This is a genomic window from Enterococcus gilvus ATCC BAA-350, from assembly GCF_000407545.1.
Classification (GTDB): domain Bacteria; phylum Bacillota; class Bacilli; order Lactobacillales; family Enterococcaceae; genus Enterococcus_A; species Enterococcus_A gilvus.
Window position 1 is genome coordinate 979,351 of record NZ_ASWH01000001.1, and the last position, 25,650, is coordinate 1,005,000.

The 25,650-nt window shown below is 43.1% G+C and carries 22 protein-coding genes and 2 rRNA genes (1 of these 24 only partly in view); 14 read left to right on the forward strand and 10 right to left on the reverse strand.

Annotated elements, in window-relative coordinates:
* Positions 1 to 17 precede the first annotated feature (17 nt).
* From rplJ to I592_RS04810, 3 genes are all read left to right on the forward strand, one after another.
* Positions 18 to 518: a 50S ribosomal protein L10 gene (gene rplJ / locus I592_RS04800; RefSeq protein ID WP_010781345.1), complete on the forward strand. Its 501-nt coding sequence runs from the start codon at positions 18 to 20 to the stop codon at positions 516 to 518.
* A gap of 55 nt (positions 519 to 573) precedes the next feature.
* Complete coding sequence (rplL, locus tag I592_RS04805; RefSeq protein WP_010781344.1) at positions 574 to 942, forward strand: 50S ribosomal protein L7/L12; 369 nt, start codon at positions 574 to 576, stop codon at positions 940 to 942.
* Between the two features lie 312 nt (positions 943 to 1,254).
* Positions 1,255 to 2,208 carry a hypothetical protein gene (locus I592_RS04810; protein ID WP_010781343.1) on the forward strand — a complete coding sequence of 318 codons (954 nt, stop codon included), beginning with the start codon at positions 1,255 to 1,257 and terminating at the stop codon, positions 2,206 to 2,208.
* A 72-nt stretch (positions 2,209 to 2,280) separates the two neighbouring features.
* Here the strand turns inward: I592_RS04810 and I592_RS04815 are convergent, their stop codons facing one another.
* Entirely contained in the window at positions 2,281 to 2,904 is a 624-nt protein-coding gene (locus tag I592_RS04815; protein WP_010781342.1) for a hypothetical protein, read from the reverse strand.
* A 193-nt stretch (positions 2,905 to 3,097) separates the two neighbouring features.
* Here I592_RS04815 and I592_RS04820 point away from each other — a divergent pair, with 193 nt between their 5' ends.
* Together I592_RS04820 and I592_RS04825 are read left to right on the forward strand one after the other, a co-directional pair.
* Positions 3,098 to 3,499, forward strand: coding sequence for an organic hydroperoxide resistance protein (locus I592_RS04820; protein ID WP_044926436.1), 402 nt, complete (start codon positions 3,098 to 3,100; stop codon positions 3,497 to 3,499).
* Positions 3,500 to 3,733: 234 nt separating this feature from the next.
* Positions 3,734 to 4,387, forward strand: coding sequence for an MIP/aquaporin family protein (locus I592_RS04825; RefSeq protein ID WP_010781340.1), 654 nt, complete (start codon positions 3,734 to 3,736; stop codon positions 4,385 to 4,387).
* A gap of 109 nt (positions 4,388 to 4,496) precedes the next feature.
* Here I592_RS04825 and I592_RS04830 read toward each other — a convergent pair whose 3' ends face one another.
* The 3 genes from I592_RS04830 to I592_RS04840 form a co-directional block, all read right to left on the reverse strand.
* Positions 4,497 to 4,925 carry a DUF6442 family protein gene (locus I592_RS04830; protein ID WP_010781339.1) on the reverse strand — a complete coding sequence of 143 codons (429 nt, stop codon included), beginning with the start codon at positions 4,923 to 4,925 and terminating at the stop codon, positions 4,497 to 4,499.
* Positions 4,925 to 5,125 carry a helix-turn-helix transcriptional regulator gene (locus I592_RS04835; RefSeq protein WP_010781338.1) on the reverse strand — a complete coding sequence of 67 codons (201 nt, stop codon included), beginning with the start codon at positions 5,123 to 5,125 and terminating at the stop codon, positions 4,925 to 4,927. Before I592_RS04835 ends, I592_RS04830 begins: the two co-directional genes overlap by 1 nt.
* A 141-nt stretch (positions 5,126 to 5,266) precedes the next feature.
* On the reverse strand, positions 5,267 to 6,601 hold the full coding sequence (locus I592_RS04840; RefSeq protein WP_010781337.1) for an amino acid permease: 1,335 nt from the start codon (positions 6,599 to 6,601) through the stop codon (positions 5,267 to 5,269).
* A 456-nt stretch (positions 6,602 to 7,057) separates the two neighbouring features.
* Here I592_RS04840 and I592_RS04845 point away from each other — a divergent pair, with 456 nt between their 5' ends.
* Entirely contained in the window at positions 7,058 to 7,300 is a 243-nt protein-coding gene (locus I592_RS04845) for a GlsB/YeaQ/YmgE family stress response membrane protein (protein WP_010781336.1), read from the forward strand.
* Positions 7,301 to 7,338: 38 nt separating this feature from the next.
* Here I592_RS04845 and I592_RS04850 read toward each other — a convergent pair whose 3' ends face one another.
* Complete coding sequence (locus tag I592_RS04850) at positions 7,339 to 8,280, reverse strand: 2-dehydropantoate 2-reductase (RefSeq protein WP_010781335.1); 942 nt, start codon at positions 8,278 to 8,280, stop codon at positions 7,339 to 7,341.
* Positions 8,281 to 8,693: 413 nt separating this feature from the next.
* Between I592_RS04850 and I592_RS04855 the strand changes: the two genes are divergently transcribed.
* From I592_RS04855 to I592_RS04865, 3 genes are read left to right on the forward strand one after another with little or no spacing between them, the layout of a single operon-like run.
* Positions 8,694 to 9,743 carry a DUF871 domain-containing protein gene (locus I592_RS04855; protein WP_010781334.1) on the forward strand — a complete coding sequence of 350 codons (1,050 nt, stop codon included), beginning with the start codon at positions 8,694 to 8,696 and terminating at the stop codon, positions 9,741 to 9,743.
* Positions 9,740 to 10,636: an N-acetylmuramic acid 6-phosphate etherase gene (gene murQ, locus I592_RS04860; protein ID WP_099046851.1), complete on the forward strand. Its 897-nt coding sequence runs from the start codon at positions 9,740 to 9,742 to the stop codon at positions 10,634 to 10,636. The genes I592_RS04855 and murQ overlap by 4 nt, the downstream gene beginning before the upstream one ends.
* A 12-nt stretch (positions 10,637 to 10,648) precedes the next feature.
* Entirely contained in the window at positions 10,649 to 12,601 is a 1,953-nt protein-coding gene (locus I592_RS04865) for a glucose PTS transporter subunit IIA (RefSeq protein WP_010781332.1), read from the forward strand.
* A gap of 149 nt (positions 12,602 to 12,750) precedes the next feature.
* Here the strand turns inward: I592_RS04865 and I592_RS04870 are convergent, their stop codons facing one another.
* Positions 12,751 to 13,602: a MurR/RpiR family transcriptional regulator gene (locus I592_RS04870; protein WP_010781331.1), complete on the reverse strand. Its 852-nt coding sequence runs from the start codon at positions 13,600 to 13,602 to the stop codon at positions 12,751 to 12,753.
* Positions 13,603 to 13,745: 143 nt separating this feature from the next.
* Between I592_RS04870 and I592_RS04875 the strand changes: the two genes are divergently transcribed.
* Complete coding sequence (locus I592_RS04875) at positions 13,746 to 14,381, forward strand: VTT domain-containing protein (protein ID WP_010781330.1); 636 nt, start codon at positions 13,746 to 13,748, stop codon at positions 14,379 to 14,381.
* 94 nt (positions 14,382 to 14,475) lie between these two features.
* Here I592_RS04875 and I592_RS04880 read toward each other — a convergent pair whose 3' ends face one another.
* The 4 genes from I592_RS04880 to I592_RS04895 all read right to left on the reverse strand — a co-directional run bounded on the left by I592_RS04880 (position 14,476) and on the right by I592_RS04895 (position 19,366).
* Positions 14,476 to 15,270, reverse strand: a complete 795-nt coding sequence (locus I592_RS04880; protein WP_010781329.1) for a metallophosphoesterase — start codon at positions 15,268 to 15,270, stop codon at positions 14,476 to 14,478.
* Positions 15,271 to 15,357: 87 nt separating this feature from the next.
* Positions 15,358 to 16,365: a LacI family DNA-binding transcriptional regulator gene (locus tag I592_RS04885; RefSeq protein ID WP_010781328.1), complete on the reverse strand. Its 1,008-nt coding sequence runs from the start codon at positions 16,363 to 16,365 to the stop codon at positions 15,358 to 15,360.
* 63 nt (positions 16,366 to 16,428) lie between these two features.
* Positions 16,429 to 17,088: a beta-phosphoglucomutase gene (pgmB, locus tag I592_RS04890; protein WP_010781327.1), complete on the reverse strand. Its 660-nt coding sequence runs from the start codon at positions 17,086 to 17,088 to the stop codon at positions 16,429 to 16,431.
* Positions 17,081 to 19,366, reverse strand: a complete 2,286-nt coding sequence (locus tag I592_RS04895) for a glycoside hydrolase family 65 protein (protein WP_010781326.1) — start codon at positions 19,364 to 19,366, stop codon at positions 17,081 to 17,083. Before I592_RS04895 ends, pgmB begins: the two co-directional genes overlap by 8 nt.
* 325 nt (positions 19,367 to 19,691) lie before the next feature.
* Here I592_RS04895 and I592_RS04900 point away from each other — a divergent pair, with 325 nt between their 5' ends.
* The 4 genes from I592_RS04900 to I592_RS04915 all read left to right on the forward strand — a co-directional run.
* On the forward strand, positions 19,692 to 21,875 hold the full coding sequence (locus I592_RS04900) for a PTS transporter subunit IIBC (RefSeq protein ID WP_010781325.1): 2,184 nt from the start codon (positions 19,692 to 19,694) through the stop codon (positions 21,873 to 21,875).
* A 48-nt stretch (positions 21,876 to 21,923) separates the two neighbouring features.
* Positions 21,924 to 22,715 (forward strand): endonuclease/exonuclease/phosphatase family protein, encoded by a 792-nt coding sequence (locus I592_RS04905; RefSeq protein ID WP_010781324.1) that lies wholly within the window; start codon positions 21,924 to 21,926, stop codon positions 22,713 to 22,715.
* A 424-nt stretch (positions 22,716 to 23,139) separates the two neighbouring features.
* Positions 23,140 to 24,698 (forward strand): 16S ribosomal RNA (locus I592_RS04910).
* A 242-nt stretch (positions 24,699 to 24,940) separates the two neighbouring features.
* Positions 24,941 to 25,650, forward strand: a 23S ribosomal RNA gene (locus I592_RS04915); it runs 2,203 nt beyond the window's last position.
* Together the 16S and 23S rRNA genes form the textbook arrangement of a ribosomal RNA operon.

Below are 25,650 nucleotides of genomic sequence, written 5' to 3' on the forward strand. Positions count from 1 at the left end.
AGGAGGTGAAATATATAATGAGTGAAGTAGCAATCGCTAAAAAAGCCGCTATCGTTGATGAAGTCACTGAAAAATTCAGCGCAGCAGCTTCAGCCGTTATCGTTGATTACCGTGGTTTGACTGTAGAACAAGTGACTGAATTACGTAAACAATTACGCGACGCTAACGTTGAAATGAAAGTTATCAAAAATTCTATCTTGGTTCGTGCAGCTGAAAAAGCTGGATTGAACGGATTAGAAGAAGTATTCTCAGGACCTACTGCTGTTGCATTTAGTAATGAGGATGTTGTTGCTCCAGCTAAAATTATCGATGAATTCGCTAAAACAGCTGAGAAACTAGAAATCAAAGGCGGTATCATTGAAGGGAAAGTAGCTTCTATCGAAGAAATTACTGCTCTTGCAAAACTACCGAACCGCGATGGACTTCTTTCTATGCTATTGTCTGTCCTTCAAGCGCCAGTCCGCAACGTGGCTTACGCTGTGAAAGCAGTCGCAGAAAAAGAAGAAGAAGTAGCTTAATTGCTGCATAAAATATAAAACTAAAAAAAACTTACCTAAACGGAGGAAATTTAAAATGGCATTGAACATTGAAAACATTGTCGAAGAACTTAAAGGCGCGACAATCTTAGAATTAAACGACTTAGTTAAAGCTATCGAAGACGAATTTGGCGTAACTGCTGCTGCTCCTGTAGCTGCTGCTGGTGCTGCTGCTGGACCTGCTGCTGAAGAACAAACAGAATTTACTGTTGAATTAACAGCTGTTGGCGATCAAAAAGTTAAAGTTATCAAAGCAGTTCGTGAAGCAACTGGCTTAGGCTTGAAAGAAGCTAAAGCTGTAGTTGATGGCGCTCCTGCACCAGTTAAAGAAGATGTATCTAAAGAAGACGCTGAAGCATTAAAAGCTGCTTTAGAAGAAGTTGGCGCATCTGTAACATTAAAATAATCACTTTTGATTATTCAAACGGGGATCTCATTGTAGATCCTCGTTTTTTTGTGCCTATTTTTAGTCAACATGATTGTTGTTTTATAGAAGGTTTTAATAAGAATGATTATTTATTGAGACCTATAAATAAAGAATCCTGTTTATTAAAAAGGGTTCGGTTGAATGAAACGATATAACGATTGTTTTTTTACATACGACGAATTTCCAATACTTATTTTATTGATTTTTTTTAATAATAAAGGGTTCGTTTTCTCGTTCGGATAGCGGTATGATTTTTGAAAGAAAACGATTGTTGAAAGGAAGTTTAAGCGCATGAAGGAGAAATCACTGATCAAACCATTAACACCACGTCAACTTTTTGGGATCAAAAAAGAAAATCTGGAGCGGAAGGTCATAGACTATTATGAAGCGACGCAGGATGCTGCTTCGGTAGTTGAGTACGCCGTAGCGATACTAGTGCGGAATGCGATGGTTGTTAGTGATTTTACAGGGTTTTTCCAGGCGCTGATCGTTGGTATTTTTATGAACGCTGAGCCAAGCGAAGAATTACGGAAGCACTGTGTTTATTTTAAAGATTATTTCAAAAGTGGGGACTGGGAGCAAGTCATTCGCCGCTTATTTGGTAATAAAAAGAACTTTCATCAGTTTACTAAGACGACACGTATTTATGCACAACGGTTGAAGGCACCTAGAGATGGAAAGCGTAAGTATCTGGATTTGCAGTTGCGGATGGTCGCTATTTTTGAGGATGCTTCTGGGAAAAGGCACACGCTGACCATTCGAGACGCCGAAGAGATGATCACCAGGTCGGAAGCGGAAGGAATATTAGAGATTCTGACAACGCTGAGTGTTTTTAAAATGAAAGGTGTTCGTCGATTTGCTAAATTCGTGAAAGTTTCTCGGCCGGGAACAACAGACACGTTTGACGATGAACAGATTGAAGCAGCTTCAGCGATCGAAGAAGATACTAGAGAACTACGAACGATCGAAATCATTGCACAGTCATCAGTTGATTTGACCGATTTGACCGAGGAAGAGACATTGAAGTTGGTTCGTGGCGGCCACCCTGATATTACCGATTTAGCAGGCATTCAAGTGGTATTCAGGCAAGAGGAACAAGAATCCATGGTCGAGGAAGATACGGTGTTTGAGCCCAAAGTACAAGCAATAGAAGAAATCAGGTCCGACCCGCAAGAAAAAGGGAAGCGACGGCGACCGCTGACCGCGAAGCAAGCCTATGTCCAAGGATTACTCCAGACATTCTGAAAACGAACGACCAGCCAGCGGGAATAATCAAAAAATTCGAGTGACGATGGTCACTCGAAGGGGATACCGTATTTATTGTAGAACTTCGATCATCACGTCTGTTTGGTCAGCAGGAACGTTTCCAGCGTAATTTGGTGTAGCCAAGGAGAGTCCGCCATTGGCATTGTGGAATAAATAAAGGGTGCCTGATTGGTTATTCGCATTCGTCGAACCAGACAATTGACTTCCGATAGTTAGTCTCGTGCTGACATTGACTGTACGAATCACATTTGTATTGGCAGAAAAAAGGCGAACAGGGCGAACAGGAACATTTTCCATCGTGAAATTATACACCGCTTGCGTGGCTGTATTGACGTTGAAGGTGAGTTGATTGGTCGTCGTATTGATATTTATTGAATCGGGTACGTTCATGCCATTAAAGTAAAATGTCGCATACCCGCCAAATTCACTACTTGAGACGGTATCCGCGAGGGCATCTTCTGAAGATGTCGTTTGAGTCGTACTGTTTTCTGTACTATTTGTTGGTGACTCACTTGTTTGAGCGCCGCTTGAAGAATTATCGGTAGGGCGTAGTGAGCTTTCTGTCGTTGCATCCCCGCTGCTTGAAGCTTCCGAGGATTCTCCGTTGGGCGAATCACTACCGCAGCCAGACATCAGTACGAGGACGAAGAAACTTAGAACTAAAATTTTTTTCAAAATCAATCCCCCTTTCGTATTTGATTATAGCAAAAAAACGCCACTTTGTAATCGTTTGCACATTTCTCGAGGTTTTAACAAGAAAAGGAAGGTGTCTTTCTGTCAAACGATCTTTTTCCTGAGCAATATCATTGAATCGGCTAATGATAACGCGTAGACTGTTAGTCAAGAAGAAGAAAAGGACTGATGAATGTTGAAAAAAATGTATGAAACAGCAATGATCAATCATGGCGGACGTACTGGGGATGTTCAAGCACCAAACGGCAGCATGAAAATGAAAATCGAGCCACCTTCTATTCACGCGGAAGGAACAAATCCGGAACAATTATTCGCAGCAGGCTATGCCTCATGTTTTAATGGCGCCGTGCATCACATGTTGAAAGAGCACAAGATCGAATCTGATGCAGAAGTAAAAGCACGCGTGTCGTTGTATCAACTAGACGATGGCGGATACCAAATTGGTGTGATCTTAGAAACGTCATTGCCAGGTGTTGAAAAAGAAGAAGCATTGAAGATCGTGGAAGAAGCCCACGAATTTTGTCCATATTCAAAAGCTACACGAGGAAATATCGATGTAGAAGTCGAATTGGTCTAATGATGAAACCCTCCGAATCTTCGGAGGGTTTTTCTTTCATTTATTTTTCAATCCTGAATGAAAGAGAATGAAAGGATTTTAGGTTGCACAAAATAACAATCTTTATCTAGAAGAAAAGTTCTTTCAAATAGAGAAAAAGAGAGGAAAATAAGACGTGTTATCTATTCGCTTTACAAAAGTTGAGAAATTAAATAAACTAAACTCTCAATTATTTGTGAAGGAAGTGCAATAAAAATGAAAAAATATTTGGCAGAATTTCTAGGTACCTTTATGCTTGTTTTTTTAGGAACTGGTACAGTAGTTGTTGCTAAAGGTGGTACGTTAACGATTGGATTAGCATTCGGTTTAGCGATCACGATCATGGCGTATGCAGTGGGAGGAATCTCTGGAGGAAACTTTAACCCAGGTGTCTCAGTGGCAATGATGATCAATAAACGTTTGACCGTGAAGGATGGCATTTTTTATATTATCGCCCAAGCATTAGGCGCAATCGTTGCTTCAGCAATTTTATATGTGTATGTTCACGCGTTAAACTTACCTAGCGATGGTTTTGGACAAACAGATTTTCCAAACATCTCTGCTGCACAAGCATTTGGTGTAGAAACATTGATCACGTTCTTGTTCGTATTCGTCATTTTGATGGTAACGAGCGAAAAATACGGGAATGCACAAATGGCCCCATTGGCAATCGGGATCACTTTAGCATTCTTGATCATCGTCGCTCTTAACTTAACAGGCGGATCATTGAATGCTGCCCGCAGCTTAGGTCCTGCGATCTTTGCTGGCGGCAGTGCGCTGTCTCATTATTGGGTCTATCTAATAGCTCCAACTTTAGGTGCTGCAATTGCTGCATTTGTTGCGAAATTCATGGGCAGCGAAGAAAAATAATTTCTTGTAAGAGGCGATCGTTTGAATCGTCTCTTTTTTTTTATCTCATGAATGGTGAAAAGAAAAAAGCAGAATTCAACATTCTGCTTCAAGGAAAAATTTTGTGGGATTAAAGAATCTTTTCGATTTTTAAGCGATGGTAAACAAAATAACCGACAACGAATAGATAGGCGATGACCAGAGGAATGATCACGTTGAAGGAAACACCCATCAATGCGAAGGTTAATAACAACGCTGAGTAAATATAAATCATTAAATCAAAGCCCTTCGCTTTTGCCATATTCTCGATCATCATATTGCGTTCGTCCTTTGAATTGATTTTTTCTTTTTTCGCTAGCAAGGGATCTTTTTCCAGCGCCTTTTTGTTAACGAATGCAGCAATCCCATTGCCGAACAAGCCACTGCCGATTCCGATACATAAATAAGGAAGAGTCCTCATGATGTGTTGTGGTTCGTCAATCGTTCGAATCAAATAGAGGCCTGCAAAGATCGACAGCAGGCCAAGCAAGGCAACAGCCAAGTTTTTTGTTTTTCTCATTATTTTTCCTCCTCATAAATGAAAATATCTTCGATGGTCACATCAAAATAGTGTGCAATTTTAAATGCCAATAGAATAGAAGGGTTGTAGCGTTCGTTTTCTAACGAGCCGATTGTCTGACGAGAAACTTCTAAAGCTGCGGCTAAGTCTTCCTGCTTGATTCCCTTTTCTTTACGGATTTCCTCTAAACGATTTTTCATCTGTATACTCCTTACGGAAAGTGTGCTTTACATTATCAGTATAAAGCATTATCTCCATTATGTAAAGCTAGCTTTCCATAATGGTGCTTTAAGCAACAAAAAAGCCGAATCAATTTGTTAAAATTGATTCGACAGGTGTGACTAGATCTGATCGGTTGCTGTATCCACTTGTTTTTTACGATAACTCAAAAGGATCGCTAGATAAATACATGCAGTAAAGAGTGTGACCCCCACAGGATTGTTTATCAAGATTCCTACGAAGATCAATCCTAAAACGAGAATGACCAATCCGCTGAAAAAGCGTTCCGTGCGTGTGCCTTTCTTCAAGGCTAATACAAAGGCTGCCACGCTGATCAGCATCCACGTTAACAGTACAGAGTAAGACAATGAGCCGACTAAATAATTGAATAGCTTGTCTCCTAAGAAATAAGAGAGGATGACGCCAAGATAAAGTGTTCCTGTACAAAATAATACGGTCCGCTGCGGTACTTGGTGCTTATTCAGTACGGCTAATTTTGAAGTAAAACCTGAATGATCTTTTACCCGGAAGTAAAGCGTTCTTGAAGAAGCATAGACGCCTGAATTAATTGAAGAAAACAGTGCCAGTACGATGACGAAGTTTACGATATCAGTAGCAAATGGAATATGCATCTTTTGGAAGACCATCACGAATGGGCTTGCAGTCGTTGCAGCCAGTGTATCCCAACGGTAAATAATCAATAGGAGAATCATTGGTACGATATAAAAAGAGATGATCCGTCCCATGACACCTTTGATCGCTTTGGGGATCGCTGTCTTAGGATCTTCCGTTTCACTGACAGTGATGGCGATCAATTCAGAACCGCCGTAAGAATAGATCACAACCAGCAGTGAGTTCACGAGACCTTTTAATCCATGCGGAGCAAAGCCGCCGTGGCTGTTCATACGTGAGACAGTATCGACCAGTCCGATATTCCATACTTCGTGCCCGACGAGATAAACTCCGAAAACAATCAATAGAATAATGACGGCAATTTTGATAAAGGCTAACCAATATTCTGTTTCAGCGAATAAGCGCACAGAGTATAGGTTGATCAAAGTCGTCAGCAGCGCCAGAATCAGCACAAAGATCCATGAAGGAACATGTGGGAACCATAATTGCATAAAACTCGCGGCAGCTACGGCTTCGGCGATAATATTGACCATCCATAAGGACCAATACAGCCAATCGATAAAGTCTGCGGTGCGGTCGCCGAGGAAGGGCTTGATAATACCGGATAAGCCTTGGACATTGTCGCTGCTTAAGACCAAACGTCCCAAACCATTCATGACAATGAAGAGGACCAGGCCGCCTAGCAGAAACGCCAGAATAACGGAAGGACCAGCAATGCCGATTGCTTCGCCGCTTCCTTTGAATAGCCCAGCGCCGATCGCTCCCCCTAGTGCCAACATCATAATGTGGCGAGAAGTCATTTGCTTCTGTAATTTATTTTCCATAAAGATGCCTCATTTCTAAAATTAACAGAATCGTTTGTAGATTCAAAAGATTCTGATAAATATCTGACTATAATACCAAAATATTCTGACAATTCCATTTTCATGAAAATAATTTCATTTAATTTTCATTGTACTGTTCAAAAAAGCACGTCTTAGTTATTTTATAAAGCAATTTATCCGATTTATGAACAAAAACGGACTTAAAACAATTTTTGTTAAATCGTTGCATTGAAAATCGTGATTTACTGATAAAAGAGGATTTTTTCCGTCAGATTTTTCCTCACTCAAGAAATTTTTGAAGTAAGGCGATAAAAAGTCGAAAAACCTGTTGTATCAAGACTTTTTTAGATGTTTGGCTGAAATGGACATGAGATTTTGAGCAGATTGATAGGAAAAAATGAAGATTATTTGTAACATGATAATGTAATTATTATCTATAGAAAGAGGGAGAACAGAATGGGTTGGTTATGGACATTAATCATCGGAGCACTTATTGGTGTTATTGCAGGAGCAATTACTAAAAAGGGCGGTTCTATGGGCTGGATAGCTAATATTGTCGCTGGTTTGGTAGGTTCGGCCATTGGTCAAGCACTATTCGGCACTTGGGGCCCTAGCTTAGCAGGTATGGCTTTAGTTCCTTCTATTATTGGCGCTGTGATTGTTGTTGCAGTCGTTTCATTCTTTATTGGAAAAAAATAGCTATCATTCCTAATAAAAAAAGCGCCTAGGCGCTTTTTTTATTTTGCATTCAATAATTCTTCTTTTCCGTGGATCAATTGCGTCAAGAAAGCACAGTACGGCGTAGAAATCTGATACATTTTTCCTTTTTGCCAAACAGCACCGTTGATATAATCGATTTCTGTTTTACGGTGATTGCGAATCAAGTCTTGGTACATTGAAGGAAAATGCAATCCCTGCGTTTTGACATCATAGGTAGCTTCGATCGCTTGAATGACTTGCTCCTGATCAAGATCGATCCCTTCGGCTGAAGCAACTGCGGCAAATTCGCCCACGATTGTTTCGATGATTCCTCTGGCAACACTCATGGAACCAAAATCAGCGATGTTGCAATCCAAGATCGTACATAAGCCATTCAGTGTTCCATTGATACAAGCCTTCTTCCAGATCGAGTAACGAACATTGTTACTATAGATAGGATTCAATCCAGCATTTTGAAAGACTTCTAATACCTCTAGCGTGAAGGCTTTGCCCTTCGGCTCCAGATTTTCCATTTCGATACTTCCGCTTCCCACCAGCTTTGCATGTCCGGGACCAGACAGTCCGGCCGTCCAAGTAGTGGTACCGAAGATAATATTTTCTCTCGGTACGAATTTCGACAAAGTCTCTTCATGGCCTAACCCATTTAATAAACAAAAGACGAAAGTCTCTTTCCCGATGATCGGCTGAATATCCTGAAACATTGCCTCTAGCTGCATGGATTTTGTCAATGCAACGACTAAATCAACGTTTGCGTGATCCTCTACGATTTCTTCTGGTGAATATATCGGCAGGTGAGCGACTACTTCGTGATCTTCAAACTCACCAATCAATCCATTTTCGCGAATGGCCTTAATATGGTCCGGCCAGCGATCAATCAATATCACTTCATTGCCTGTTTGATGGAGCATCAACCCGATGCGACTCCCCATTGCACCCGCTCCAGCAATTGCGATTTTCATATCAATGATTCCCCTTTCAAGTTCCATTGACCAGTATACCTAAAAAGAAGAAAAAAAGCGGAATGTCTGCTCATAAAATAAGAAATGATATTTCATAAAAAATAAAAATATATGAAATAGTATTGCAATCATCGACAATAGAAGTTATAATCAGCTCGTAATGTTGAAATGGTTTTCATTAACAAGGTGCTGCTTTTGATCGAATGATCGATCGAATTGGTACAGGTGAGGAATCATTTCGTGGCTTTTACATTAAAAAATAATTCTAACGCTGGCAAGCAGAGTGATGAAAGCAACAAACGTTCCTTTAAGTCGGTCAGGCAATCAATCGCTAAAGGCTTTTATGTTCAGCAAATAAGTCATTGGTATGACCCGAACTATTTTTCTAACTATGTCAAAGAAGGAGGAAGCAAATGTTTGGTTTTTCGATATTCCTAAATGAAGAGTTATCAAAGGAAACAACAAGTTACATTGCAGAAATGGCCCAAAATGGGTTTACTGGTATATTCACTTCGTTACATATCCCGGAAGACGATGCAGCACAGTATCGTAAGCGCTTGACGGATCTTGGCGCGATCGCAAAAAAATACGACTTGGAACTAATGGTCGATATTTCAGGTGACGCTTTGAAACGTGCCGGCTTTTCTTTTGATCGTGTCGAAGAGCTTACAGAAATCGGTGTGACCGGTTTGCGGATGGATTACCACATCAGCAACCAGCAGATCGCTGAATTGTCTAGAAAACTGCCGATCGCATTAAATGCTTCGACGATCACTGAGCTGGATATTCAAGAATTACGAGAAGCAAATGCGAAGATCGATCATTTAGAGGCATGGCACAATTACTATCCAAGACCTGAAACCGCTTTAGATAAAAGCTGGTACCACGAAAAAAATGGCTGGTTAAAATCTCACGGCTTTACGATCCAAGGTTTTGTACCAGGCGATGCGCAGTTGCGAGGGCCGCTCTATCAAGGTTTACCGACACTGGAAGAGCACCGAGGCGTTCATCCTTTGGCTGCTGCATTGGATCTTCGTGGAGATACGGATAAGGTGTATATCGGAGATAATGGGTTATCGGAGGGTGTCCGAAGACAATTTTCTTCCTATATTAAAGAAGAAACGATAAAACTTAAGGTAGAAGCACTCGACGAACAAGTGGCTTATATTTTAGGAGAACATGTCAATCGGCAGGATGAAGCACGTGATGTAATTCGAAGCGCGGAGGCACGCTTTAAAAAAATCCCCCACGTCGTCCCATTGCAAATGAGGGAACGTAGCGAAGGGGCCGTAACGATCGACAATGTGAACTATCTGCGCTATATGGGCGAGATACAACTTGTTAAACATGCATTGCCCGCAGATGAAAAAGTAAATGTGGTCGCGCAAGTGATCGAAAAGGATCGTCCATTGATCCAACAGATAAAAGCAGGACAGAAATTTATTTTAGAGAGTGTGGAATAGAAATGATCAATTTAGAAAATTTAACGACCGAACGACGCAATGAAACAACTTTTGGCTTGGATGAGATGAGTGTGGCACAAGCCGTGAAGCTAATGAACCAAGAAGACCACAAGGTACCGGATGCCGTGGCTGAACAACTGCCGCAAATTGAAAAAGTAGTATCCGCTACGATCGCTTCCTTCAAAAAGGGCGGACGCTTGATCTATATGGGTGCCGGCACGAGCGGTCGGTTAGGTGTCTTAGATGCTGCTGAGTGCGTGCCAACGTTTGGGGTAGAACCTGAAATGGTCGTTGGTCTGATCGCAGGTGGTGAACAGGCAATGACAGTGGCTGTTGAAGGAGCAGAAGATGATGCAGAACTTGGCGCACAGGATCTAAAAGATTTACAGTTAACAGCGAAAGACATGGTGATTGGAATCGCAGCTAGCGGACGTACGCCTTATGTCATCGGCGGATTGGATTACGCCTGTTCGATTGGTGCTTCTACTGGAACAGTGGCGTGTAACAAAGATGCAGCGATCAGCAAGCATGCAGAATTACCGATCGAAGTCGATTGCGGACCTGAATTTCTAACAGGCTCTACACGTTTGAAATCTGGCACAGCGCAAAAATTGATTTTAAACATGATCTCGACGATCAGCATGATTGGTATTGGAAAAGTCTACAACAACTTGATGGTGGATGTGAAACCGACCAATGAAAAATTGGTTGAACGGTCAAAACGTATTATCATGCAGGCAACAGATGCGGACTACGAAACAGCCGCACGCTATTTTGACGAAGCAGCGCAAAATGTGAAATTGGCGATCGTGATGATCTTGACAGACAGTACAAAAGAAGAAGCAGCAGAAAAATTGATCCAAGCCGATGGATTTGTTAAAAAGACGATTTAGGGGGAAAGAAAAATGGCAAAAGAAGAACTAACCTTGAACCAAATTGCAAAAGAGATCTACGATGGCGCCGGCGGTATGGAAAACGTCCAAAGCGTCGTTCATTGTATGACGCGTGTTCGTATGAGTGTCAGAGATGACAGCAAAGTCGATCAATCAAAATTGAAAAGCATTCCTGGTGTTCTAGGGGTAGTCGACGATGAACAGCTGCAAGTCATCATCGGGCCAGGAAAAGTGAACAAAGTTGCCAAAGAAATGGTTGATATGGCGGGTGTCAGTCTTGGGGAAGAATTGCCTCAAGGTTCAGGCAAAGACAAAGTCAACGCCAAAGCCGCTGAAATGAAAGCCGCTCAGAAGGCCAAACAAAAGAAATCGCCTTTCAAAGCAGTCTTAAAAGATATTTCTAATATTTTCGTTCCAATGATCCCGGCATTTGTTGGTTCAGGGTTAGTCGCAGGTGTGGCAGCGATCATGGCCAATCTGATCACCGCTGGAACGTTGGATGCGGCTACTTGGCAGCAGTTTGTAGATGTCTTGAACATTCTGAAAAATGGGATGTTCAGCTACTTAGTAATCTTTACAGGGGTCAATGCAGCACAAGTCTTTGGAGCAAACCCAACACTTGGCGGGGTTATCGGAGCGGTCGTACTATTGACCGGAATGAATCCTGAAGCACCAATCAAGAACCTGTTTACTGGCGATGCTTTAGCTGCTGGACAAGGCGGGATCATTGGTGTGATCTTTGCTGTGTGGTTGCTGTCGATCGTTGAAAAGAAATTGCATCAAATCGTACCGGATGCCGTGGATATCATCATAACCCCCATGCTCTCCTTGCTCGTCATCGGGTTGCTGGAAATTTTCCTGATCATGCCTTTAGCCGGCTTCATTTCTAATGGCATGGTTGGCGGTATCAACTGGGTATTAGCAGTGGGCGGTGCCTTCTCAGGGTTTGTATTAGGGGCATTGTTCCTGCCGATGGTAATGTTTGGTCTGCATCAAATATTGACACCGATTCATGTACAAATGATCGATGAAACTGGAAAGACCATGTTGTTGCCAATCTTAGCCATGGCGGGTGCTGGACAAGTAGGTGCGGCGTTTGCTCTTTGGATCAGATTGCGTAAAGACAAAGAATTGACTGAGATGATCAAAGGCGCGTTGCCTGTTGGGATCTTGGGGATCGGCGAACCGTTGATCTACGGTGTGACCTTGCCATTAGGCCGTCCATTCATCACTGCTTGTATCGGCGGCGGTATCGGTGGTGCTGTGATCGGCGCAATCGGCGGCGTTGGTTCGATCGCGATTGGTCCTTCTGGGGCAGCTTTGATTCCATTGATTGCAAATGGTCGCTGGTGGGGCTATGTCCTAGGATTGTTGGCAGCGTATGTCGGCGGCTTTATCGCAACGTATTTCTTTGGTATTCCAAAAGACAAATTAGCAGAACAAGAATTAGCGGAAGCCCCTGTTGTTGAACCAACAGAAGCAACAACTGCCCCTGTTTCTGCACAAGTAACAAATGTTTTCACAGCAGTAGCAAATGGCTCTGTTCATCCGTTAGAAGAAGCGGCAGATCCCGTATTTGCTGAAAAAATGATGGGTGAAGGCTATTTTGTTGAACCAACAGACGGCGCGATCTTTTCCCCTGTTTCAGGAAAAATCTCCACAGTCTTCCCTACGAAACATGCGATCGGGATCACGACGGACAGCGGTCTAGAAGTCTTATTGCATATGGGGATCAATACCGTGGAATTAGACGGCAAGCCTTTTGAGATTCTCGTATCAGAGGGTCAGACAGTGACGTCAGACACACAAGTGGCCACAGTTGATCTAACAGCGGTAAAAGCTGCTGGTAAAGGCACATCTATGATGGTCCTGATTACGAACATGACAGATGTCGGCACACATGTGTTGGAAAAAACTGGTGCGGTCAAGGCATCAGAAGAAGTGTTCAAAGCAACAACGAAATAATAGAATCGTTTGATACACTCTCTTATGTGAGATTATGCGTCGCTCACATAAGAGAGTTTTTTTATGTAGGAAAAGGAGAGGGATCAAAGAACGAGCGGACTAACGAAAGAAAAAGGGCATGGAGGCAAGTGTGCCCCTATGTCCTTTCTTCAAAAATATTTTTTTCGGTATTCTTGTACGATGGCTCTTGTTGTATAAATTTTTTCGGCATTTTCTTGGTTCCGACTAATGTAGACATAAAAGAGAAGATCGATCGTAATAAACTGTGCCAAGATCGAGTCCGTCGCTGCACTGCGGTACGTTGCTTCTGTCGGACGAGAGGTTCGCAAGCTCACATCCGAAAGCTTCGCCAACGGATTTTGTCCAAACTGGGTCAATGTAATGATCGGGATACCCAAATCCTTCGCCGTTTCGGCCAGCGCGATCAATTCAGAAGTCAGCCCGGAATTGGAAATCAGCCAAATCACCGCTTCTTTTTGATGCAGCACGAGCTGCGGCAAAATAGTATTGTAATCCGGTTCGCTGATGACATTCTTTCCTAGGCGGCTCCATTTCTGAACGATGTCGGTTGCTGCCAAGTTAGAGGCGCCAATACCTAAAACATAGCAGAAAGCTTTTTCCTCCAGCAATTTGCAGGCAGAAATGAACTCTTCTTCACTGAACAAGGCGGTTGTCTCATCAATGGTAAAGCGGGCGTTGCTTGCCAATTTGCTTTTTAGGCTATGGAAAGATTCGTCATGGTCGACATCGCTATAGGTATTCTTACTGCGTTTTTGCATCGTTTCGGCAGAAAGCTCGATCTTGAAATCAGTCAGACTATTGAAGCCCATTTTTTTTGAGAAGCGCACCACCGTGGGGGCACTTGATCCAGAAGCTTCTGCGATTTCGTTAGCGGTCATGCTTGCGGCTTTTTCGCTATTGTCGCGTATGAAGCAGTAAATTTTTTTTTCGGCTGCAGACATATCCTTCTGCATGCTTTTCATATGAGAAAGAACGCTCATAAACTACTCCTTTTACCCTTTTTGTTTATTATACCATTTTATGCCTACTTTTGATTTTTTCTATAAAGGAGCAACGGACGCTTTCTTTTTTTGAGAAAAGTCGTATGATTAGAGAGACTATTTTATGAAGGAGCGTTTATTGAATGGCTTTGATCGATTTTATTTTGCATATCGATGCCCATATGGTGTCTTTGGTTCATCAATATGGGTTAGGGATCTATCCTATTTTATTTGCAATTGTTTTTATTGAAACAGGGGTTGTCATTTTTCCGTTTTTACCCGGTGATTCGTTTCTCTTTGCAGCGGGTGCGTTGACTGCGTTAGGAGGAAATGTTTTGCATTTGCCGTATGTGATCGGTGTTTGTGTGATCGCAGCAATCTTAGGCGATATGATGAATTATTGGATTGGGCACACACTGGGAGTTCGAGCGTTGTATCATCGTCCGATCTCACGATTCATTAAAGAAGACAAAGTGAAAGAAGCAGAGAATTTTTTCAACGAGCGGGGAAAGTGGACGATCTTTTTAGGGCGTTTCATGCCGTTTGTTCGGACCTTTATTCCGTTCATTGCAGGTTCGAGTAAAATGAACTGGGGAATTTTTTCGAGCTTTAATATTTTTGGCGCCATTGTTTGGGGCACGGTAATCAGTCTGGCAGGATACTTCTTAGGAAATATTCCGATCGTCAGTGATCATTTCTCATTGATCATGCTGCTGATCGTAGCCATTTCATTGGTCCCACTCATGATTCCTTATATCAAACAAAAAATCCGTGCATAAAAAAGAGTTTGAACGTTCACCTTATGAGGAAACGTTCAAACTCTTTTTGCTTAGACTGATTTTGTGTATAACAAAAGGATCTTTCAATGACTCGTTATAAATGAAAGTATAAAATCTCCGGAGTGACTCTGAAGCGCAGCGGCGGCCCAGTCGTCCCCAAACCGGTATTAACGATCAAACTTGTCTGTGGAGTCAAGGGATAGATTCCTTGGTCGTAAACTTTTGACCCAACATTTTTATAGGGCGCAATTGGAAAGCGAATCTGTCCGCCGTGACTGTGTCCAGCCAGGATCAAATCGAAGCGACTCAAATCTGTCAGCTGCTGCACTTGATCAGGCTCGTGGATCATCAAGATAGAGAAAACAGCTTTTTGCGGCTGTGTATCGTAATCAGGCTGCCCTTCTTGCCCGTCATCGATGCCGGTTAAACTGATTTGGTCTGTGAGTGTGCTTTGGTTGTTCAATAAAGTAAATCCGCCGGCACGCAAGATCTTGCTGACTGCTTCGCGACCGCCAGAACGATAATCGTGGTTGCCCAGTATGGCAAATTTTCCACTTGGAGCTTGGATTTTTGCGAGCTGCTGACTGATGGCTTCACAGTCACGTGTTTGCCAGTATTGGTAATTTTCAATCAAATCGCCAGTGAACAAGACGATGTCCGGCTCTGCCTGATTGAGTTTAGTCACGATCTTATCAAAACGCTTAGGTGAGTAGAAGGGAGAAAAATGACTGTCGCTGATTTGAGCAATCGTCACGCCTTCTTTTATTCCGGGTTTGATCGAGAGTGCGTCGTTCTTTTTGATCTTAAAATGCTTTTCCGTCAATTGATAGGTGGAGTATCGGCAATAGATCAGAAAGAGCCCAGCGCATAGGGCTAAAAATAGAATCATTCGGACCACTTTCTTTCTGATTTTTTCGTAAGTATATACAAAAAGAACACCCTGTCACAAGTTGGACAGGGTGTATTTAAGGATAATTTAAATCGTACGAACCGTTTCTCTTTGGATCAAATGATGCGGCACGACCAATTGTACACCAGTGGATTGCTTCTGATTGATCTGCTCCATCAATTTTTCGGTACCCAAACGCCCTAAATCGGAAATGTCGATATCGATTGTCGTGAGGTATGGATGGACCAGCGTCGCAAAAATTGAATTATTGAAGCTGATGACGGAAAGATCGTCAGGAACATTGTATCCGTGCAAGGTGGCTAATTGAATCATTCTTAACGCAAAAATATCATCGATCACAACAAGGGCAGTGGCGCCTGTTTCTTTGATCACCTCAGGAAATTTTGTGTAGTCCTCAGGGTGAAGCATCGTCAAAGGCTGGTTGGTCGGCAGACCTTGCAGCATCATCGCCTCCTGATAACCGAAATATCGCTCAAAGAAAATGACCTCTTGCGTCACGTTTGAAACGAACAAGATGTTCTTATGGCCTTTTTCAATCAAATGTTCGGTGGCCTGCTTTCCTAATAGTTGGTTATCGTTATCAACATAGACGATCTCCGCCTCTCGTTTAGCCGGCCGGCCGATCAGGGTAAAGGGCACCTGGTTTTGAAAAAGGTACTCCGCTACAGGATCGTCCTTCTCGGAATAGGCCAAGATAAAGCCATCGACCTGCTTTTGGCGATGCATTCGAATGACGTTTTCCAACAAGGTTTCACTGTTGTTGGCTGAAGCAACTGCTGTAGTTACTTGGAATTCTGCTGCTGTTTCATTTATCGCGTTCAACAGCTCCAGATAAAGTGGATTTCCTAAACGCTCACGCGAATCCAAAGGTGGAAGGATCACGCCTAATGAATTTGCCCGCTGCTTGCCTAGATTTCGAGCAGTGACATTCGGAAAATACCCCATCTCATCCATGATCTTTCGCACACGTTGTTTTGTTTCATCTGAAATACTCGGATGATCATTGATCACACGAGAAACGGTAGAAGGGGAGACTTTTGCTTTTTTTGCCACGTCCTTAACTGTAGTAACCATGAAAATCATCTCCCTTTCTCAATAATAGTATAAATTTTTCAAGTAGATCCTTATTTTTTTAAATCAATTATCCCATAACCGTTTCAAAAAAGGCAAACGCAACTCGGCAGTAGAAGCGACTACGGGAATATCTGTCCCTAGCTGTTCCGCTGACCCGACCCCAATAGGGAAGGCGCCGCTGGCCTTGATCGCAGTGATACCGGCTTGGGCATCCTCGATACCGATACATTCTTCAGGAGCAAGTCCGACGACCTTCGCGGCCAACTGGAAAATATCAGGTGCTGGTTTTCCTGCTTTGACAGCCGAGGGATCCGCAATACCATCAAAGTAGGGTGTCAAGGCCATTTGTTTTAATAAAAAGGGGCCATTTTTACTGGCTGAAGCCAAAGAAATTTTTATATTGGCATCTTTTAATGCTTTTAACAAGTCTACTATACCAGGATAGACGTCTTTCGGCGAAACGGCCTGAATCATTTCTACATAATTGTCATTTTTGATTTTTGCTAATCGTTGAAACTCTGCTTCAGAGATATCCTTTTCGCGCTGACCATGTGCTAAGATCAGCCGCAAAGAATCTTCTCGGCTGACACCTTTCAATTTTTCATTGAATTGCCTGTCGATCGAGATGCCCAAATCATCAGCCAATTTCTTCCAAGCGAGATAATGATACTCAGCAGTATCTGTGATAACGCCGTCTAGATCAAACAACACACCTTTAAACATTTGGTTCCTCCTGTTCTAAAGGAACGCTGACTGAATCCTTCAAGGTGATTTCTTGCCCATACAGCATCATAGCGAAGGCAGAGCCATCTTTCAAGTCAATGCGGACCTCTTTCTGGGTTACAGTGACTGCGAGCAGTCTTCCACGATAGGTGATGTGGAACGAATAGTGATCCCAGTCTTTTGGCAACAACGGCGCAAAGCTAAGTGTTCCTGTGCTGGTCTTCATTTGAGCAAAGCCCTGAACGATGGCTAACCAGCTGCCCGTCATGGAAGTGATGTGGAGGCCGTCATCTGTATCATTATTGTAATTGTCCAGATCTAAGCGCGCAGTTCGCTGGTACATTTCCATTGATTTGTCGATCAAGCCCAATTCCGCAGCCAATATAGCATGGACCGATGCAGAAAGGGAAGACTCATGGACAGTCATTGGTTCGTAAAACTCAAAATTTCTTCGTTTCTCTTCATCTGTGAAGCTGTCCCCGAAGAAGTAGATTCCTTGCAGCACATCGGCTTGCTTGATAAAACAAGAACGTAAAATCTTATCCCAGGACCAATGTTGGTTCAATGGACGCTCTGCTGGATCGAGTGCAGAAGTCGGCAATAGGTCCTTATCTAAGAAGGTATCGTGTTGAACAAAAATGCCTAACTCATCATCTTTAGGGAAGTACATATTTTGGACAATGTCTTGCCACTTTGTCTGCTCTTCTTGAGTAATTGTGACTGTCGCATGCGCTTGATATTTTTGATAATTTTCAAGAGTATAGGAAAGAACCCATGTAGCTAGGTAATTTGTATACCAGTTATTGTTTATATTGTTTTCGTATTCATTAGGACCAGTAACGCCGTGAATCATGTATTTTTGTTGGCGTTTGGAGTAGTGGACGCGATCTGCCCAGAACCGTGAGATCTCTGTCAGAACTTCCAATCCTTCTTTTTGAATGTAGCTCTCGTCTCCGGTGTACGTCGTGTAATTATAGATCGCATGAGCAATAGCACCGTTTCGATGGATTTCTTCAAAGGTAATTTCCCATTCGTTGTGGCATTCTACCCCAGTGAATGTGACCATTGGGTATAGCGCACCTTTTAGACCTTGTTGACGTGCGTTGTGTTTTGCTTGAGGCAATTGATTGTGACGGTACTTCAACAAGTTTTTAGTGATCGTTGGGTCAGAGATTCCAAGATACATCGGCACAGCATAAGCTTCCGTATCCCAATAGGTAGCGCCGCCGTATTTTTCTCCGGTAAACCCTTTTGGCCCGATGTTTAGACGATCGTCCTCGCCATAATAAGTAGAAAATAATTGGAAAATGTTAAAGCGGATTCCTTGTTGGGCTTCATCGTCTCCGCCGATCGAAACATCTGCTAGCGCCCAACGTTTTGCCCAAGCGGCGTTTTGTTCGGCTAAAAGTTCCTCGTAAGAAGCATCATAAGCCTCCAGCAAAGCAAGAGCTTTTTCACTTTGCTCAGATTCAGGAACGTCACGGCTGGTCAGAATAACGACTCTTTTTTCTAATTGCATCGATTCATCGGGTTTCAGGTCATAGGTAAATGTTTCTGCAACTTCTAACGCATCGTCTTGCTGAACACCAACGGCAGAACTAACGTGCTTCATGGCGCCGGTTACTGAAAACTGCTCAATGCCAAAATCGTTTGGAATGGTCTGTGTCGTCAAGAAGCTGCACTCCATTTGGTGACCGCGTTCCTTTTCTAGCCAAAACATTTCTTCGTAGTTACTGTCTTCATTTTGAACATTGTTATCTAGTTTGGAAAGAACCCTTATCTGAGCGTCGCCGGCTAAGCATTCAGCAGTTAAACGAATCACCGCTAATTCCTGCTTAACGATACTTAGAAAACGTTCGAAAGTGAAACGAACAGTTGCACCTCCTGCGATTGCGACAAAAGAGCGGGTGAGCAAACCGTTTTCCATATCCAATTCAAGGTCGAAGTCCTCAAATGCAGTCGTCGCTAAATCAATTTCATGATCATTAACAAAAAGTTTCATTTGAATAAAATCCATGGCATTGATGACTTTTCCAAAATATTCGGGATACCCATTTTTCCACCAACCAACGCGGGTTTTGTCAGGATACCAAATTCCTGCGAGGTAGGTTCCTTGGTGATGGTCGCCGCTGTAGCTTTCTTCAAAATTTCCGCGCATGCCCATGTAGCCATTGCCTATACTGGTCAATGATTCCTGCAAACGACGATTTTCCTTATCTAGTTGTGTTGTCCGAATCTTCCAAGGGTCAATTTCAAAAATACGTTGTACTTTTTCCATAATAGTCCTCCTAGTTTCCTTTAGGTGTGTTCTTTTCTTTCAAAATCACTCTAACGCAGCAGGTGACGATGCTTCTTCCTTTGGGAAAGCGCAGATGCAAGAATAAAAAACACGCTAAATGTTTCTTAGCTTTATCATACACGCAACCGGTTGCGTAAGTCAAACATTAATTGATTTAATTGATTGATAATCGTGTATCGAATAATAAGGCTGTAAACATTTATTTGTTTGAAAGAGTTTACAAATTTCCATTGTGAGTATATAATGCAAATTAACGAAACCGATTGCGTAAAATTCTGCAACGGATTATTTAGGAGGAACAACGATGAAGGGAATCAAAAAGATTTTTAGTTTTGAGTTTTGGCAAAAGTTCGGAAAGGCCTTGATGGTAGTGATCGCAGTGATGCCAGCGGCAGGACTAATGATCAGTATCGGAAAGTCTTTACCATTGATCAATGAAAATCTCGGTTGGCTCGTTACGACCGGCGGCGTTGTTGAAAATGTTGGTTGGGCAATTATCGGAAACTTGCATCTGCTATTTGCCTTAGCGATCGGCGGAAGCTGGGCAAAAGAACGAGCAGGGGGTGCATTCGCGGCAGGGCTATCATTTATTTTAATTAATCGAATCACCGGCGCAATCTTCTCTGTCACGTCTGATATGCTTGCTGATCCAACGGCAACAACGCAAACATTATTTGGACAAAAAATCATGGTGGATGGCTATTTTACGAGTGTTCTAGAAGCTCCTGCTTTGAATATGGGCGTGTTTGTCGGTATAATCGCTGGGTTTGTAGGCGCGACTGCGTACAATAAATACTATAATTTCCGAAAACTCCCAGAAGTTTTGACCTTCTTTAATGGCAAACGATTTGTTCCTTTCGTCGTCATCTTACGTTCTGTGATCGTAGCATTGGTCTTAGCGATCATTTGGCCAGTTATTCAGACAGGGATCAACGACTTTGGTAAATGGATCGCGAACTCTCAAGATACGGCACCGATCTTAGCGCCATTTTTATATGGAACACTGGAACGGCTGCTATTACCATTCGGATTGCATCATATGCTGACGATTCCGATGAATTATACACAACTCGGCGGAACCTACGAGATTCTGACGGGTGCTCAAGCAGGAAGCCAAGTGTTTGGTCAAGACCCGTTATGGTTGGCATGGGCGACTGATTTGGTCAATTTGAAGAACGGCGGAGATATGTCTCAATACCAAGACGTGCTGACTCAATGGACTCCCGCTCGTTTCAAAGTTGGTCAGATGATTGGTTCGACCGGTATCTTAATGGGACTGACATTGGCGATGTATCGTAATGTGGACCCTGATAAGAAGAAAAAGTACAAATCAATGTTCCTTTCTGCAGCAGTTGCCGTATTTTTAACAGGAGTAACAGAACCGCTGGAATTCATGTTCATGTTTGTTGCGGTCCCATTGTATGCATGTTACGCAGTGATCCAAGGTGCGGCTTTCGCAATGGCTGATATCATTCATTTGCGTGTTCATTCATTCGGGAATATCGAGCTGCTTACGCGAGTACCGATGGCGATTCGGGCTGGGTTAGGGAGCGACTTGCTTAACTTTGTCATCACGAGTATCGCCTTTGGAGTATTCACATACTTCTTCGCAAACTTCATGATCAAGAAATTCAACTACGCGACACCAGGGAGAAACGGCAATTATGAAGTAGACACGGAAGAGGCAACAGGTACAACGTCAAATGAATCAGCGAATGCAGATTCGCAAATCGTCAAAATCATCAATTTACTAGGCGGTCCGCAAAACATTAGCGATGTGGATGCTTGCATGACCCGTCTGCGGGTAACAGTAGCAGATAAAACTGCAGTAGGCAGTGAGGAAGACTGGAAAAAAGCCGGAGCAATGGGGCTTTTGGTCAAAGACAACGGGGTGCAGGCGGTGTATGGCCCTAAAGCGGATATCCTTAAATCAGATATTCAAGACCTTTTAGATTCAGGTGTTCAAATTCCTAAAAGTGATTTTCAAGAGAATATGCAGGATTCAATAGAAGAAAATCAAGTATTTTTAGGAAAACAGGCAAAGATCGTAGCACCAGCAAATGGGGAGTTTATCCCAATCGATCGAGTAGAAGATGAAGTCTTCTCGCAAAAAATGATGGGTGAAGGATTTGCAGTCGTTCCAGAGAATGGTGTGATCGTCAGTCCAGTCAACGGGACGATCGTTTCCGTATTTCCAACAAAACACGCGATCGGCATCCAGACAGAGGACGGAATCGAAGTACTGCTGCACATGGGTATCGATACAGTTGATCTAGGCGGAGAAGCATTCGACATCAAAGTGCAAGAAGGCGAAAAAATAAAAGCTGGAAAAATCGTCGCTTCAGCAGATTTAGCGAAAATACAAGAGGCAGGCAAGAGGACGACCATGATCGTTGTGTTCACTAATGGTGACAAGATCGAAAATTACCATTATGATAAAACAGGACTCGTTTCACGAGGAGAAACGATCGGAGCATTCGATTATTAAAGTGAGGCGAGAGCAATCAAAGTACTAACATTGAACACGCATAGCTGGATGGAAAAAGATGATAGGCAGCAAATTGAGGAATTGGCAAAAAAAATTGCTAAAGAGAAGTATGATTTGATTGGTTTACAAGAAGTGAACCAACTTCGAACGAGTTCTCCCGCTAAGCTAGATCATTATTTTCAACCCACTGTTGACCAAAAAACAGTGCACGAAGACAATTTCCTCTATTGTTTAACAGAACGCTTAAAAGAATTAGACTGTCGTTATTACTGGTCTTGGACGTACAATCATATTGGTTACGATGTCTATCATGAAGGGATAGGCTTGTTATCAAAGAATCCTATAGAAGCAAAAAGTCTGTTGCTTTCCGAAAGTGCGGACCTGTCAGACTACCACACGCGAAGAGCGATAATCGGTGAAACAAGATTTGGCTCTCAAAAAATTACAGCAGTAAGCGGACACTTCTCTTGGTGGCAAAACTTGGAGCAATCCTTTGCTTACGAATGGCGTACTTTGGAAAAAGCCCTAATGGAAAAACAAGACAAGCTGATTATTATGGGGGACTTTAATAATGATGCAAAGAAAAGCAATGAGGGATATGATTTAGTCAGAAAAAGTGCTTTAAACATACACGATGCTTTTAATACTGCCGAAGAAAGAACAGGCGAGCACACAGTGGAGACTTCTATAGATGGGTGGGGTCAAAATACGAACAGCCTTCGGATCGACTATATTTTTGCCTCTGGGGAATTTAAGATAGAAAGCTATAACATTGCTTTTAATGGAAAAAACGGAAGAATAATTAGTGATCATTACGGAATTGAAATAATAATGGACTAGCGAAAAGCTAGTCCATTTTCTGTTCGCCTGAAACTTTTTTGAAAAAGCACTGAAAAATGTTTGACATATTTTTTCAGTATGATATTATCAATAACGTTGCTGAAACATGTTGATTTAACAACGAAAAATAATTGTTGACAAGCTTTTTTTTAAGTGTTATTATTTCAAAGTTGTCAATTGAGTTTCAAAACTTTTTCAAAATTAAATGAAAAAATTTGTTGACATTCACTCAGTAACCTGTTAAGATATAAAAGTTGCTGAAACAAAGCGACAAACAACGTAGACCTTTGAAAACTGAACGAATAAAACAAACCAAATGTGTAGGGCGCTTCTATTCTATAGAAGCAAACAACATAGCAAGCAATATGCTAGCAAGTCAATTATTACAATTGAGCTTAACAATCGCAAGATTGTTTCAAACACTTTATATGAGAGTTTGATCCTGGCTCAGGACGAACGCTGGCGGCGTGCCTAATACATGCAAGTCGAACGCTTTTTCTTTCACCGGAGCTTGCTCCACCGAAAGAAAAGGAGTGGCGAACGGGTGAGTAACACGTGGGTAACCTGCCCATCAGAAGGGGATAACACTTGGAAACAGGTGCTAATACCGTATAACAATAGAAACCGCATGGTTTCTATTTGAAAGGCGCTTTTGCGTCACTGATGGATGGACCCGCGGTGCATTAGCTAGTTGGTGAGGTAACGGCTCACCAAGGCAACGATGCATAGCCGACCTGAGAGGGTGATCGGCCACATTGGGACTGAGACACGGCCCAAACTCCTACGGGAGGCAGCAGTAGGGAATCTTCGGCAATGGACGGAAGTCTGACCGAGCAACGCCGCGTGAGTGAAGAAGGTTTTCGGATCGTAAAACTCTGTTGTTAGAGAAGAACAAGGATGAGAGTAAAATGTTCATCCCTTGACGGTATCTAACCAGAAAGCCACGGCTAACTACGTGCCAGCAGCCGCGGTAATACGTAGGTGGCAAGCGTTGTCCGGATTTATTGGGCGTAAAGCGAGCGCAGGCGGTTTCTTAAGTCTGATGTGAAAGCCCCCGGCTCAACCGGGGAGGGTCATTGGAAACTGGGAAACTTGAGTGCAGAAGAGGAGAGTGGAATTCCATGTGTAGCGGTGAAATGCGTAGATATATGGAGGAACACCAGTGGCGAAGGCGGCTCTCTGGTCTGTAACTGACGCTGAGGCTCGAAAGCGTGGGGAGCAAACAGGATTAGATACCCTGGTAGTCCACGCCGTAAACGATGAGTGCTAAGTGTTGGAGGGTTTCCGCCCTTCAGTGCTGCAGCTAACGCATTAAGCACTCCGCCTGGGGAGTACGACCGCAAGGTTGAAACTCAAAGGAATTGACGGGGGCCCGCACAAGCGGTGGAGCATGTGGTTTAATTCGAAGCAACGCGAAGAACCTTACCAGGTCTTGACATCCTTTGACCACTCTAGAGATAGAGCTTCCCCTTCGGGGGCAAAGTGACAGGTGGTGCATGGTTGTCGTCAGCTCGTGTCGTGAGATGTTGGGTTAAGTCCCGCAACGAGCGCAACCCTTATTGTTAGTTGCCATCATTTAGTTGGGCACTCTAGCGAGACTGCCGGTGACAAACCGGAGGAAGGTGGGGATGACGTCAAATCATCATGCCCCTTATGACCTGGGCTACACACGTGCTACAATGGGAAGTACAACGAGTCGCGAAGTCGCGAGGCTAAGCTAATCTCTTAAAGCTTCTCTCAGTTCGGATTGTAGGCTGCAACTCGCCTACATGAAGCCGGAATCGCTAGTAATCGCGGATCAGCACGCCGCGGTGAATACGTTCCCGGGCCTTGTACACACCGCCCGTCACACCACGAGAGTTTGTAACACCCGAAGTCGGTGAGGTAACCTTTTGGAGCCAGCCGCCTAAGGTGGGATAGATGATTGGGGTGAAGTCGTAACAAGGTAGCCGTATCGGAAGGTGCGGCTGGATCACCTCCTTTCTAAGGAAATAGTTCATCTTAGATGAACGTTACGGAAACTACACAGGCTTGCTTTTATTCGTTCAGTTTTGAGAGGTCTACTCTCAAATCGTTCATTGAAAACTGGATACAGAAACAAAATGTTAAACAAACCGAGAACACCGCGTTGAATGAGTTTTTTAATAAGTTCAATTGCTTATTTATTACTAAGGAACATGATCGCTCATGGAAATTAGTAAGACCCTTGACGCAAGTCAAGATAAGGTTAAGTGAATAAGGGCGCACGGTGGATGCCTTGGCACTAGGAGCCGATGAAGGACGGGACTAACACCGATATGCTTCGGGGAGCTGTAAGTAAGCTTTGATCCGGAGATTTCCGAATGGGGAAACCCAGCATCTTTTATAGGATGTTACTTTTCAGTGAATACATAGCTGAATAGAGGTAGACGCAGAGAACTGAAACATCTAAGTACCTGCAGGAAGAGAAAGAAAAATCGATTCCCTGAGTAGCGGCGAGCGAAACGGGAAAAGCCCAAACCAAGAGGCTTGCCTCTTGGGGTTGTAGGACTCCAATATGGTAGTTCAGTGAGATAGTCGAAGGACCTGGAAAGGTCTGCTAGAAAGGGTAAAAGCCCCGTAGACAAAATTTGACTGGCACCTAGGAGGATCCTGAGTACGGCGGAACACGAGGAATTCCGTCGGAATCCGGGAGGACCATCTCCCAAGGCTAAATACTCCCTAGTGACCGATAGTGAACCAGTACCGTGAGGGAAAGGTGAAAAGCACCCCGGAAGGGGAGTGAAATAGATCCTGAAACCGTGTGCCTACAACAAGTTAGAGCCCGTTAATGGGTGATAGCGTGCCTTTTGTAGAATGAACCGGCGAGTTACGATTACTTGCGAGGTTAAGTTGAAAAGACGGAGCCGCAGCGAAAGCGAGTCTGAATAGGGCGAATGAGTAAGTGGTCGTAGAC